The organism is Pantoea sp. PSNIH1 (assembly GCF_007680655.1).
GTDB lineage: Bacteria > Pseudomonadota > Gammaproteobacteria > Enterobacterales > Enterobacteriaceae > Pantoea > Pantoea eucrina.
The window spans coordinates 410,335-422,083 of the sequence record NZ_VEIP01000003.1 but is presented as its reverse complement, the minus strand read 5'-3'; the positions used below and the strand labels follow the sequence as shown (position 1 = coordinate 422,083).

At 53.7% G+C, this 11,749-nt stretch carries 12 protein-coding genes and 1 other annotated feature; of the genes, 5 read left to right on the top strand and 7 right to left on the bottom strand.

Annotated features, from left to right (window positions below):
- Positions 1–198: 198 nt before the first annotated feature.
- From clpB to rluD, 3 genes are all read right to left on the bottom strand, one after another.
- A complete protein-coding gene (gene clpB / locus FS690_RS11495) occupies positions 199–2,772 on the bottom strand; it encodes an ATP-dependent chaperone ClpB (RefSeq protein WP_071668523.1) in 2,574 nt (857 codons plus the stop codon).
- A 127-nt stretch (positions 2,773–2,899) separates the two neighbouring features.
- Positions 2,900–3,628, bottom strand: a complete 729-nt coding sequence (gene yfiH, locus FS690_RS11490; protein WP_145339634.1) for a purine nucleoside phosphorylase YfiH — start codon at positions 3,626–3,628, stop codon at positions 2,900–2,902.
- The gene (gene rluD, locus FS690_RS11485) at positions 3,625–4,605 is read right to left on the bottom strand and encodes a 23S rRNA pseudouridine(1911/1915/1917) synthase RluD (protein WP_071668525.1); all 981 of its coding nucleotides are present in this window, start codon (positions 4,603–4,605) and stop codon (positions 3,625–3,627) included. Before rluD ends, yfiH begins: the two co-directional genes overlap by 4 nt.
- A gap of 128 nt (positions 4,606–4,733) precedes the next feature.
- Between rluD and bamD the strand changes: the two genes are divergently transcribed.
- The 4 genes from bamD to pheA all read left to right on the top strand — a co-directional run bounded on the left by bamD (position 4,734) and on the right by pheA (position 7,466).
- Entirely contained in the window at positions 4,734–5,465 is a 732-nt protein-coding gene (gene bamD / locus FS690_RS11480; protein WP_065648353.1) for an outer membrane protein assembly factor BamD, read from the top strand.
- A gap of 263 nt (positions 5,466–5,728) precedes the next feature.
- Positions 5,729–6,055 carry a ribosome-associated translation inhibitor RaiA gene (raiA, locus tag FS690_RS11475; RefSeq protein WP_039379797.1) on the top strand — a complete coding sequence of 109 codons (327 nt, stop codon included), beginning with the start codon at positions 5,729–5,731 and terminating at the stop codon, positions 6,053–6,055.
- A gap of 98 nt (positions 6,056–6,153) precedes the next feature.
- Positions 6,154–6,279: a sequence feature (Phe leader region), on the top strand.
- On the top strand, positions 6,155–6,202 hold the full coding sequence (gene pheL / locus FS690_RS11470; protein ID WP_104085515.1) for a pheA operon leader peptide PheL: 48 nt from the start codon (positions 6,155–6,157) through the stop codon (positions 6,200–6,202). (Overlaps the previous feature by 48 nt.)
- Before the next feature lie 23 nt (positions 6,280–6,302).
- Positions 6,303–7,466, top strand: a complete 1,164-nt coding sequence (gene pheA / locus FS690_RS11465) for a bifunctional chorismate mutase/prephenate dehydratase (protein ID WP_145339633.1) — start codon at positions 6,303–6,305, stop codon at positions 7,464–7,466.
- A gap of 31 nt (positions 7,467–7,497) precedes the next feature.
- On the opposite strand, the gene tyrA is transcribed toward pheA, so the two are convergent.
- Positions 7,498–8,619: a bifunctional chorismate mutase/prephenate dehydrogenase gene (gene tyrA, locus FS690_RS11460; protein WP_071668527.1), complete on the bottom strand. Its 1,122-nt coding sequence runs from the start codon at positions 8,617–8,619 to the stop codon at positions 7,498–7,500.
- Positions 8,620–8,625: 6 nt separating this feature from the next.
- Positions 8,626–9,705 carry a 3-deoxy-7-phosphoheptulonate synthase gene (locus FS690_RS11455; protein WP_071668528.1) on the bottom strand — a complete coding sequence of 360 codons (1,080 nt, stop codon included), beginning with the start codon at positions 9,703–9,705 and terminating at the stop codon, positions 8,626–8,628.
- 303 nt (positions 9,706–10,008) lie between these two features.
- On the opposite strand from FS690_RS11455, the gene FS690_RS11450 reads away from it, so the two are divergent.
- On the top strand, positions 10,009–10,524 hold the full coding sequence (locus FS690_RS11450; RefSeq protein ID WP_108569614.1) for a GNAT family N-acetyltransferase: 516 nt from the start codon (positions 10,009–10,011) through the stop codon (positions 10,522–10,524).
- A gap of 55 nt (positions 10,525–10,579) precedes the next feature.
- On the opposite strand, the gene rplS is transcribed toward FS690_RS11450, so the two are convergent.
- Both rplS and trmD read right to left on the bottom strand, forming a co-directional pair.
- The gene (gene rplS, locus FS690_RS11445) at positions 10,580–10,930 is read right to left on the bottom strand and encodes a 50S ribosomal protein L19 (RefSeq protein WP_039379805.1); all 351 of its coding nucleotides are present in this window, start codon (positions 10,928–10,930) and stop codon (positions 10,580–10,582) included.
- Positions 10,931–10,972: 42 nt separating this feature from the next.
- On the bottom strand, positions 10,973–11,737 hold the full coding sequence (trmD, locus tag FS690_RS11440) for a tRNA (guanosine(37)-N1)-methyltransferase TrmD (RefSeq protein ID WP_052246437.1): 765 nt from the start codon (positions 11,735–11,737) through the stop codon (positions 10,973–10,975).
- Positions 11,738–11,749 lie beyond the last annotated feature (12 nt).

Sequence of the window (11,749 nt, the reverse complement as noted above, 5' to 3'; positions counted from 1 at the left end):
CCTGCTGAGCCCGTCTGCGTTGCCGCTTTGCCGTCTCAGTGGTGGCGCATTATAGGGAGTTCTCGCCGGGTGACAAGTGCTAATTTCAACTTTTTTGCTCGGGCGCTTACTTTCCAGGCAATGCGTTGTAAAAACCAGCTCAGCTGTATATTAAAGAAACAAAAAACGGGCCCGCAGGCCCGTTTTTATGCACAACACTTACTGGTGAGCGACAATTTCGCCTTCGCTTACATCCATCTCGATGGTTTTTCCTGGCACAAACGCCCCGGAGAGTATCTTCTGCGCCAGCGGGTTCTCAATATGCTGCTGGATAGCCCGTTTGAGCGGACGCGCACCGTAAACCGGATCGTAGCCATTCTCACCAAGCAGTTTCAGTGCTGCTTCGGAGATGTGCAGCTGATAGCCGCGATCTTCCAGACGCTGATAAAGCCGCTGCAGCTGTATCTGCGCAATAGAGGCAATGTGCTGCTCTCCCAGCGGATGAAATACCACTACTTCATCGATACGGTTGATAAACTCAGGACGGAAGTGGTGTCCGACTACCGTCATTACCGTTTCTTTCATCGCTGGGTAATCAAGCGCACCGAAGCGCTCCTGAATTAAATCCGATCCCAGGTTCGACGTCATGATCACCACTGAGTTGCGGAAATCTACGGTACGCCCCTGACCATCCGTCAGTCGTCCATCATCCAGAACCTGCAGCAGGATGTTAAATACATCCGGATGCGCTTTCTCAACTTCATCCAGTAGGATTACGGAATAAGGCCGGCGGCGTACCGCTTCAGTAAGATAACCGCCCTCCTCATATCCGACATACCCCGGAGGTGCACCCACCAGCCGCGAAACCGAATGTTTTTCCATAAACTCAGACATGTCGATTCGCACCATCGCATCGTCGCTGTCAAACAGGAAATTTGCCAGCGCTTTACACAGTTCGGTTTTACCTACCCCGGTTGGGCCGAGGAACAGGAATGAACCAATCGGGCGATTGGGATCGGATAAGCCCGCCCGGCTGCGACGGATGGCATTTGAAACCGCCTCTACCGCTTCGTTCTGGCCGATAACCCGCGCATGTAATTCCTGCTCCATACGCAGCAGTTTGTCGCGCTCACCTTCCATCATGCGTGCTACCGGAATACCGGTCCAGCGCGCCAGTACGTCGGCAATCTCAACATCCGTTACGCGGTTGCGTAGCAGCTTCATGATTTTGCCTTCAGCCTGAGTGGCACTCGCCAGCTGCTTTTCCAGCGCCGGAATTTTGCCATACTGCAGCTCTGACATTTGCGCCAGATCGCCTGTGCGCCGCGCCTGTTCCAGCGTCAGTCTTGCCTGCTCCAGCTCCGCTTTAATATTTTGCGTACCGGTGAGTGACGCCTTTTCAGCTTTCCACTCCTCTTCCAGTTCTGCATATTCGCGCTCTTTCTGATTCAGCTCCGTCTCCAGCATCTCAAGACGCTTGACGCTGGCATCGTCAGACTCTTTCTTCAGCGCCTGCTGCTCCAGTTTCAGCTGGATGATACGGCGCTCCAGACGATCGAGCGGCTCAGGTTTCGAATCGATCTGCAGACGAATACTGGATGCAGCTTCATCAATCAGGTCGATCGCTTTATCTGGCAGCTGCCGGTCGGCGATATAGCGATGTGACAACGTTGCTGCTGCCACAATAGCCGGGTCGGTGATCTGCACATGGTGATGCAGCTCATAGCGCTCTTTCAGACCGCGCAGAATAGCGATGGTATCTTCGACGCTGGGCTCTGCCACAAATACTTTCTGGAAGCGACGCTCCAGGGCAGCATCCTTTTCTATATACTGCCGATACTCATCCAGCGTGGTTGCGCCAACGCAGTGCAGTTCACCACGCGCCAGAGCTGGCTTCAGCATGTTTCCTGCGTCCATCGCGCCATCAGCTTTGCCTGCGCCTACCATCGTGTGCAGCTCATCGATAAACAGAATGACATTGCCTTCCTGCTTCGCGAGATCGTTCAACACCCCTTTCAGGCGCTCCTCAAATTCACCACGGTATTTGGCTCCCGCCACCAGCGCCCCCATATCCAGCGCCAGTACGCGACGACCTTTCAGGCCTTCAGGCACTTCACCATTGATAATGCGCTGAGCCAGCCCTTCAACAATGGCGGTTTTACCCACGCCGGGTTCACCAATCAATACCGGGTTATTCTTGGTACGGCGCTGCAACACCTGGATGGTACGGCGGATCTCTTCATCGCGTCCGATTACCGGGTCCAGCTTGCCACGTTCGGCGCGCTCGGTGAGATCGATGGTATATTTTTTCAGTGCCTGGCGCTGATCTTCAGCTCCCTGGTCATTCACGTTTTCGCCTCCGCGCAATTGTTCGATAGCGTTCGCGAGTTTGTCAGACGTCACGCCGGCAGCTTTAAGCAGATCCGCCAGTGAACCGCGTGAATCCAGAGCCGCCAGAACAAATAATTCAGATGAGATAAAGTTATCGCCGCGCTTTTGCGCCAGTTTGTCACACAGGTTCAGCACCCGCACCAGATCGGCTGAGGGCTGTACATCCCCCTCGGTGCCTTCGACCTGGGGCAGACGATTGATTGCCTGTTCAATACTGCTACGCAGAGTGGCGACATCGGCTCCTGCTGCGCTAAGCAGCGGACGCACCGATCCCCCTTCCTGGTTGAGCAGAGCGCTCATCACATGAAGCGGTTCAATAAACTGGTTATCCTGTCCCAGAGCCAGGGACTGGGCATCAGCAAGGGCTAGCTGGAATTTGTTGGTAAGACGATCCAGACGCATAATTCCTCCCGTTACAGGTCAAAATGCTACTGGAGATTAAGATGAGGTCAGGCCTCCAATTTTCAAGGTTTCTGACCTGATATTGTGAGCAAAAAACAGGCTACCCGGCTCGTCTCCGGGCGTAAGGTTATTGCAGCCAGATTAATGTAGCCATACGCCCGGTAACACCGTCGCGGCGAAAAGAGAAAAAATCCTGCTTTTCTGTGAACGTGCAGCGTCGTGAACCGCTGACAGAGGTTACGCCTGCGCTAAGCAGACGCTGTTCGGCCAGCAGCCAGATATCCGCAAAATATTTTGCGCCTGCCGGACGAAAGGCCACTTCTGCGCGCGCATCGTGGGCCATAAATGCCTGACGTACTTCCGCTCCTACTTCAAACGCACCGGGTCCGATAGCCGGGCCCAGCCAGGCATATACCTCGCTGGCCGGACAGTGAAACTGCGCCAGCGTCTGTTCCAGCACGCCGTTACAGAGGCCGCGCCAGCCCGCATGGGCTGCTGCGATTTCACTGCCATCTTTACTGCAAAACAGCACCGGCAGGCAGTCAGCCGTCATAATGGCGCACACCACGCCCGGCTCCCGGGTAATGGCCGCGTCAGCCTGTGGCAGCGCACAGGCTGCAGGCAGGCGCACTACCGCATTGCCATGTATCTGATCCAGCCACTGCGGCATTGCAGAAAGCGATAATGTTTCTGTGATGTGCTGGCGATTACGCATCACGTGAGCGGGCGCATCCCCGACGTGAGCCGCCGGGTTGAGCGAATCCCAGGGCGCCAGGCTATGACCGCCCCGCCGGGTCGTGGAGCAGGCCCGAACGCGCTGCGGAGCAGGCCAGTCCGGGATGATCCATTCGCTCATAGCCAGTCCATGCGATCGCGGAACTCTTCCGTATCGGCTTTTAAGGCGTCAATCAGATCAACCATGTCCTGCGGCAGCGGAGCATGCCACTCCATTTCAATACCGGTTATCGGATGATAGAGACGCAGCATTGTCGCGTGCAGCGCCTGACGATCAAATCCGCGCAGCGTATTAATGAACGCCTCTGACGCCCCTTTTGGCGGGCGCGGCCGGCCACCGTAGAGCGGATCGCCCACCAGCGGATGGTTGATATGCGCCATATGAACACGGATCTGATGCGTACGGCCCGTCTCCAGGCGCAGGCGCAGGCGCGTATGGGCCCGGAAATGCTCCATGATGCGGTAGTGCGTGGTTGCCGGTTTTCCCATCGGATGGACGGCCATGTGGGTACGCTTGGTGGAGTGTCGCGCCATGGGTTCATCAACGGTGCCGCCAGCCGTCATCGTACCGATGGCAACCGCTTCATATTCACGCGTGATTTCACGCAGCTGTAGCGTTTCCACCAGATGCGTCTGTGCCGGAACCGTTTTTGCCACGACCATCAGGCCAGTGGTGTCTTTATCCAGGCGATGTACGATACCGGCGCGCGGTACATCAGCGATCGGCGGAAAGTGGTAGAGCAGTGCATTCAGAATAGTGCCGTCAGGATTACCTGCACCGGGGTGTACCACCAGGTCGCGGGGTTTATTGATAACCAGAATATGGTCATCTTCATAAACGATATTAAGAGGAATGTTCTGCGCTTCCCAGCGCTGTTCCTCTTCAATCTCAGCATCAATAGCCACCTGCTCACCGCCCAGAACTTTCTCTTTCGGTTTATCGATGATAGTGCCGTTGACGCTGACGCGGCGATCGAGGATCCACTCTTTTATGCGGGAGCGTGAATAATCAGGGAACAATTCTGCCAAAGTCTGATCTAAACGTTGTCCAAGCTGTGCTTCGGACACCGTTGCGGTGAGTTGAACTTGTTGTGCCATATACAGCTTCTTCGTTAACGTTGGGTTTTACGGCGATGCCGTTTAATATAATGTGCTATCGTACTGGTCATTACCGGGAGCTATACGGACAGCTTCCGCCATAACATTTTGAGGATAATCATTTCGTCATGACGCGTATGAAACATCTGGTGGCTGCCGCCACATTGAGCCTGGCCCTGGTAGGCTGCTCCGGCTCATCTGATCCGGTTCCGGACAGCCCGCCGTCTGAAATTTATGCCACAGCTCAGCAAAAGCTGCAGGACGGTAACTTCAAAGCGGCAATTAAGCAACTGGAAGCGCTGGATAATCGTTATCCATTTGGTCCTTACTCGCAGCAGGTGCAGCTGGATTTAATCTACGCGTATTACAAAAATGCCGATCTTCCGCTGGCGCAGGCTGCTATCTCGCGCTTTATGCGTCTGAACCCGACTCATCCGAATATCGATTACGTCATCTATATGAAAGGTCTGACGGATATGGCCCTGGATGACTCCGCTCTGCAGGGCTTCTTTGGTATCGATCGCTCCGATCGCGATCCCAACCATGCGCGCGACGCCTTCCGTGACTTCTCCCAGCTGCTGCGTAGCTACCCAAACAGCCAGTATGCGGCGGATGCTCAGAAACGCCTGACCTATCTGAAAGATCGTCTGGCGAAATATGAACTTTCGGTGGCGCAATTCTATACCAAGCGCGGGGCTTATGTCGCTGTTGTTAATCGTGTGGAAGGCATGATGCGTGATTATCAGGATACGCAGGCAACACGCGATGCGCTGCCGCTGATGGAGAATGCTTATCGCCAGCTGCAGTTAACGGCCGAAGCTGACAAAGTTGCGAAAATTATCGCGGCCAATAACAGTTAAAAAAGTGGTTGATAACGTGCTTAAAAAGCAGCCGTTTGGCTGCTTTTTTTATGCCTGCAAAGGGCATTTGCGTTGCGGTTAACCCGTCAATCCTGCCCTGCTGTAGTGCTGGCTTCAAGCATTTTTTAAATAATCTCCGGCCTTTCTCGCAAATCTCCTGCGTTGACAAAATGTGACGTTCGTATGTGATCCAGATCACATAAATTCCTGTGTGGCGCGGTATGCTGACTCTACCCAGACGGAAATGACAGAGAGGTTTAACTATGATTCTGAACATTACCAGCAAACAAATGGAAATCACTGCAGCAATTCGCAGCCATGTCGAAGACCGTCTCGCTAAACTGGAAAAGTGGCAAGCCCACCTCATCAATCCACACATCGTGTTGTCTAAAGAGCCCAAAGAGTTCGTAGCGGATGCCACCATTAACACGCCCAACGGTACTCTGGTTGCCAGTGCTAAACATGATGATATGTATACCGCCATCAACGATTTGATCGCGAAGCTGGAGCGCCAGCTAAATAAAGCTCAGCACAAGCCTGAAGCACGCCGCGCTGCCAGCAGTGTTAAAGATTTCATTCCGGCAGGATAAACTCTGCAGTTACAAAAAACGCGCCAGCTGGCGCGTTTTTTATTGACAGCTTTTAAGCAGTACGATTACTCTCAGAACACTTACCTGCCGGAATAAACCATGAAACATCAGCCATTTTTCTTCGCATTCTTTTTTACCTTCCCCTGAACGGGAGGCGCGTCGTCATGCGAAAATGAATGCGAAGACGAATGACAAAGCCTCCCCCGCCGGGAGGCTTTTTTTTTAACTGTATTTACAGGTGAGCTTAATGAGTATCGATAATCCACTGCTGGTGCTGCGCGATAAAATCAGCGCAGTTGACAGCAAACTACTTACGCTGCTGGCCGAGCGACGGTCGCTGGCAATCGAAGTTGCCCAGGCGAAACTGACCACGCTGCGGCCCATACGTGATATTGAGCGGGAGCGTGCCCTGCTGGAAAATCTGATTTCCCTCGGTAAGCAGCAGCAGCTCGATGCCCACTACATTACCCGTCTGTTTCAGCTGATTATTGAAGATTCGGTGCTGACGCAGCAGGCGCTGCTGCAGAAAAACCTGAACCACCCGCACGCGCTGGCGCCCCGCATCGCCTTTCTGGGACCTAAGGGATCTTATTCGCATCTGGCCGCCCGTAAATATGCGTCACGCCATTTTTCTTCATATGTTGAAAACGGCTGTCTGAAATTTCAGGATATTATCCAGCAGGTTGAGGCTGGCCAGGCTGACTATGCGGTGATGCCAATTGAAAACACCAGCTCAGGCTCTATCAATGATGTTTACGATCTGCTGCAGCAGACGTCGCTCTCAATCATTGGCGAACTGACCATCCCTATCGAGCACTGTGTACTGGTAAAAGAGACCACCACGCTTAAACAGATCAAAACCGTCTACAGTCATCCCCAGCCTTTTCAGCAGTGCAGTCAGTTTATTAACCGTTTCCCGCAGTGGAAAATTGAGTACACCGAAAGCACTGCCGCAGCCATGGAGAAAGTCGCCGCGCTTAATTCCCCAGAGGTTGCCGCCCTGGGCAGCGAAGCAGGCGGTGAACTCTATGGGCTGCAGGTGCTGGAGCGTAACCTGGCAAATCAGCAGCAGAACCACACGCGTTTTATCGTACTGGCGCGCAAGCCGGTTGACGTTTCGGTGCAGGTCCCGGCCAAAACCACGCTGATCATGGCTACCGGTCAGCAGGCGGGTGCGCTGGTAGAGGCCCTGCTGGTACTGCGCAACCATAATCTGATTATGAGCCGGCTGGAGAATCGCCCGATTAACGGTAACCCGTGGGAAGAGATGTTCTACATTGATGTGCAGGGCAATCTGCAGTCGGAAAATATGCAGCTGGCGCTGGCAGAATTACGCCAGCTGACGCGCTCACTGAAAGTGCTGGGCTGCTATCCCGGTGAAAATGTGGTTCCGGTTGAACCCCGCATATAAGCAGAAAAGGCACCGCTGAGGGTGCCTTTTTTTATTGCCGGCTATCGTTAGCCGAGCGTAACAGACTGCGGCTTTCAACCAGAAAACGCTGGGCGTGATCGCCAAACCACTGTTCCACGCGCTCAAAACTGCTGATAAACGCCTGCTTATTGCTCTGTTCCAGTAGCGATATAGCTTCACCAAAGCGCTGATGGTAACGTTTTATCAGCGCCAGGTTGCTTTCTGAAGCCATAATGATATCGGCATAGAGCTGTGGATCCTGCGCAAATAGCCGCCCTACCATGGCCAGCTCCAGCCGGTAAATAGGTGAGGAGAGCGCCAGCAGCTGATCCAGGTTCACATTCTCTTCAGCCAGGTGAAGGCCGTAAGCAAAAGTCGTAAAGTGACGCAGCGCCTGAATAAAGGCCATGTTCTGATCGTGCTCTGCGGCGCTGATGCAGTGCAGCCGTGCTCCCCAAACCTGAATCTGTTCCAGGAACCACTGATACGCTTCCGGCTGACGACCGTCGCACCAGACCACAACCTGTTTTGCCAGACTGCCGCTGTCGGGCCCAAACATCGGGTGCAGCCCCAGTACCGGTCCGGCGTGCGCGGCAAGCATGGCCTGCAGCGGCCTGTTTTTTACCGATGCAAGATCGACCAGGATGCAGTCGTCCGGCAGCGCAGGCAGATCGGCGATGATCTTCTCGGTAAGATGGATTGGGACACTGATGATCACCATGCCCGCATCCTGCAGCAGCCGATCGGCGCGATCCCAGTCCTCTTTGTCCAGAATGCGCACCTGATAACCGGACAGTGTCAGCATTTTTTCAAACAGACGCCCCATCTTGCCGCTGCCGCCGACGATCACTACCGGACGCAGTGAAGGACAAAGGGTTTTGAAACCTTTATCATTCTCATGGGTATAGGATTCCCGCATCAGACGACGCAATACATCTTCAATCAGATCGGGAGATACGCCGAGCGCTTCTGCTTCCTGCCGGCGTGACGCCAGCATGCTTGCTTCACGCTCGGGTACATAAATCGGCAGGCCGTAACGGCTTTTTACTTCGCCAACCTGTGCCACCAGCTCCAGTCGTTTTGCCAGCAGCCCAAGCAGCGCCTGATCGACTTCATCAATTTGATCGCGCAATGCGGTCAGTTCAGCCACCATGACTCTTTATACCTCGTGTGACAGACGCGCCGACAGTACTCCCTGCAGATCCTGATGGATCGTGCGCAGCAGCGTTTCGGTAGTATTCCAGTCAATGCAGGCATCGGTCACCGAGACACCATACTTCATTTCGCTGCGCGGCTGCTCTGAAGGCTGATTGCCTTCGTGAATATTGCTCTCAAGCATCAGGCCAATAATAGAGCGGTTTCCATCTTTGATCTGCGCAATAGCCGATTCGGCTACGCCAGGCTGACGACGATAGTCTTTGTTAGAATTGCCATGGCTGCAATCTATCATTAAGGCCGGGCGCAGTCCTGCTTTCAGCATCTCTTTTTCACACTGTGCAACATCGTCCGGGCCGTAGTTAGGCGCTTTGCCACCGCGCAGGATCACGTGTCCGTCCGGGTTGCCCTGCGTCTGCAGCAGGCAGACCTGCCCTGCCTGGTTAATGCCGACAAAACGGTGAGGCATCGCTGCCGCACGCATAGCGTTGATCGCCGTGCCGAGACTGCCATCGGTGCCGTTTTTAAAACCTACCGGCATTGAAAGACCAGACGCCATTTCACGGTGCGTTTGTGATTCCGTGGTGCGCGCACCAATGGCTGACCAGCTAAACAGATCGCCGAGATATTGCGGGCTATTAGGATCCAGCGCTTCTGTCGCCAGTGGCAAACCCATTTCAACCAGGTTTACCAGCAGCTGACGCGCAATGTGCAGCCCGGCTTCCATATCAAATGAGTTGTTCATGTAAGGATCGTTGATCAGCCCTTTCCAGCCTACGGTGGTGCGGGGTTTTTCAAAATAGACGCGCATGACGATATAGAGCTGATCCTTCAGCTGCACAGAGAGATCTTTTAACTGACGGGCGTACGCTAACGCTGCTTCCGGATCGTGAATTGAGCAGGGACCGCAGACCACCAGCAGACGCGGATCGCGCCCGGCAATAATGTCCGCAATAGTTTTACGCGAAGCAGTAATCTGAGCTTCCTGCTCTGCCGTCAGCGGAAAGCGTGCTTTCAGCTCCTGCGGCGTAATTAAAATCTGTTCGTCAGCGATATGTACGTTATTCAGCGCGTCTTTCTGCATGGTGGCGATCCTTTTTACTCATCTGTGCGGTTTGAATCCTCAGTGAGGATGACGCTTACTCTATCACAGGCTGTATTGTATGCAATCCATGCGTGTACACTATTTTTACCACCTGCATTGCACCACCGTATAAATTTGCATTTAAATACATATTTATCAGATATATATAAATAAATGACACTGTATACCTTGCCGGATGGATGTAAATATAAAATTACACTATCGTAGAGCTGCGACTCGTTTTTCACTGCGCGCTCAGTTAATATTCTGTAATTCCTCACAATTTATGAAGGCTGACTGATTATGACTGAGATAATCCTGCGTCCCTTTGCGCTGTCAGATGCAACTGCTTTTGCTGAGGCCGTCAATCAGTCTCTTGATACCCTGCTGCCCTGGATGACGTGGGCGCATGAAAATTACCGGCCGGAAGAGGCAGTAAGCTGGTTTAATTTCGCTCACGCAGAGCGTGTCAGAGGTGAGGCCGAAAGGTTTGCGATCGCAGACAGCCGTTATCGTCTGCTGGGAGGGGCCGGGATCCGTTTTGCCCGTCAGCCCGGCGAGGTTGCAGCGCTGGGCTACTGGGTACGCAGCGATGCGCAGCGTCAGGGCGTGGCTACACGCGCGGTAGCGCAACTGATAACCCTGGGTTTTAGCCGGCCAGATATCACGGAGCTGGAAATCCTGGCCGCCACAGATAATGTCGCCAGCCGCGCCGTGGCATTACGCAGCGGGTTTACGCTGACAGGCTGCCAGCACGGGCTGATTGTGCTGCCGGACGGGCCGGTTGAGGCCGCGGTTTATCGCTTAAAGCATCCATAAAAAAGGGGCTGGCATTATGCCAACCCCTTGTTTGCTATTAACTTTGAGATGTCGCTTACGCGCCAAGACGCTCTTTGATACGAGCTGACTTACCGGTGCGCTCACGCAGGTAGTACAGTTTGGCTTTACGCACAGCACCACGACGTTTGACAGTAATGCTGTCAATTACCGGAGAGTGAGTCTGGAAGACACGCTCAACGCCTTCGCCGTTGGAAATCTTACGAACAGTGAATGCAGAGTGCAGACCGCGGTTACGAATAGCGATAACCACGCCCTCGAATGCCTGCAGACGTTTTTTAGAACCTTCAACGACCCATACTTTCACTTCCACGGAATCACCCGGACGGAATGAAGGTACATCCTGTTTCAGCTGTTCTTGTTCAATTTGCTTGATAATGTTGCTCATAATTAAATCTCATATCCTGGGTAAACTGATAGTCAGGGAAGATTACTCTTCCGCTTCATCGTTTTGTTGCTGCTGCTGTTCCCGCTGGAACTCATTCAGCAACCTTGCTTGCTCTTCAGTCAGAGCCAGGTTTTCCAGAAGTTCAGGTCTTCTTAGCCAGGTACGGCCTAGCGACTGTTTCAGGCGCCAGCGGCGAATATCGGCATGGTTGCCCGACAGCAGAACTGACGGTACTTCCATCCCTTCTAACACTTCAGGCCGGGTATAGTGCGGGCAATCCAGCAAACCATCCGAGAATGAGTCTTCATCGGCGGACGCCTGCTTGCCCAGTACGCCGGGAATAAACCGGGCGACGGAGTCAATCAGCGTCATGGCTGGCAGCTCACCACCACTGAGAACGTAATCACCGATTGACCACTCTTCGTCAATCTCTGTATGGATCACGCGCTCATCAATACCTTCGTAGCGACCACAGACCAGAATCAGTTTCTGGTTAGTCGCCAATTCGCAAACGCCCTGCTGGTCAAGTTTGCGCCCCTGAGGTGACAGATAAATCACCTTAGCACCTTCTCCCGCCGCTGCTTTCGCTGCGTGGATCGCATCCCGTAAGGGTTGCACCATCATCAACATTCCCGGTCCGCCGCCGTAAGGACGATCGTCCACGGTACGGTGCCGGTCGTGCGTGAAGTCACGAGGACTCCAGCTCTCAATGTTGAGCAGGCCATTTTTAACTGCCCGGCCAGTTACCCCGTACTCGGTAATAGCGCGAAACATCTCTGGAAACAGGCTGATAACACCAATCCACATCGCGTTCGCCGT

What these genes read in the sequence shown, in the direction of transcription:
- rluD (WP_071668525.1), bottom strand. Translation starts at nt 4,605, where the DNA reads ATGGCACAACAAGTTCAACTCACCGCAACGGTGTCCGAAGCACAGCTT.
- clpB (WP_071668523.1), bottom strand. Translation starts at nt 2,772, where the DNA reads ATGCGTCTGGATCGTCTTACCAACAAATTCCAGCTAGCCCTTGCTGAT.
- raiA (WP_039379797.1), top strand. Translation starts at nt 5,729, where the DNA reads ATGATTCTGAACATTACCAGCAAACAAATGGAAATCACTGCAGCAATT.
- tyrA (WP_071668527.1), bottom strand. Translation starts at nt 8,619, where the DNA reads ATGGTGGCTGAACTGACCGCATTGCGCGATCAAATTGATGAAGTCGAT.
- FS690_RS11455 (WP_071668528.1), bottom strand. Translation starts at nt 9,705, where the DNA reads ATGCAGAAAGACGCGCTGAATAACGTACATATCGCTGACGAACAGATT.
- pheA (WP_145339633.1), top strand. Translation starts at nt 6,303, where the DNA reads ATGAGTATCGATAATCCACTGCTGGTGCTGCGCGATAAAATCAGCGCA.
- FS690_RS11450 (WP_108569614.1), top strand. Translation starts at nt 10,009, where the DNA reads ATGACTGAGATAATCCTGCGTCCCTTTGCGCTGTCAGATGCAACTGCT.
- bamD (WP_065648353.1), top strand. Translation starts at nt 4,734, where the DNA reads ATGACGCGTATGAAACATCTGGTGGCTGCCGCCACATTGAGCCTGGCC.
- yfiH (WP_145339634.1), bottom strand. Translation starts at nt 3,628, where the DNA reads ATGAGCGAATGGATCATCCCGGACTGGCCTGCTCCGCAGCGCGTTCGG.
- trmD (WP_052246437.1), bottom strand. Translation starts at nt 11,737, where the DNA reads ATGTGGATTGGTGTTATCAGCCTGTTTCCAGAGATGTTTCGCGCTATT.
- rplS (WP_039379805.1), bottom strand. Translation starts at nt 10,930, where the DNA reads ATGAGCAACATTATCAAGCAAATTGAACAAGAACAGCTGAAACAGGAT.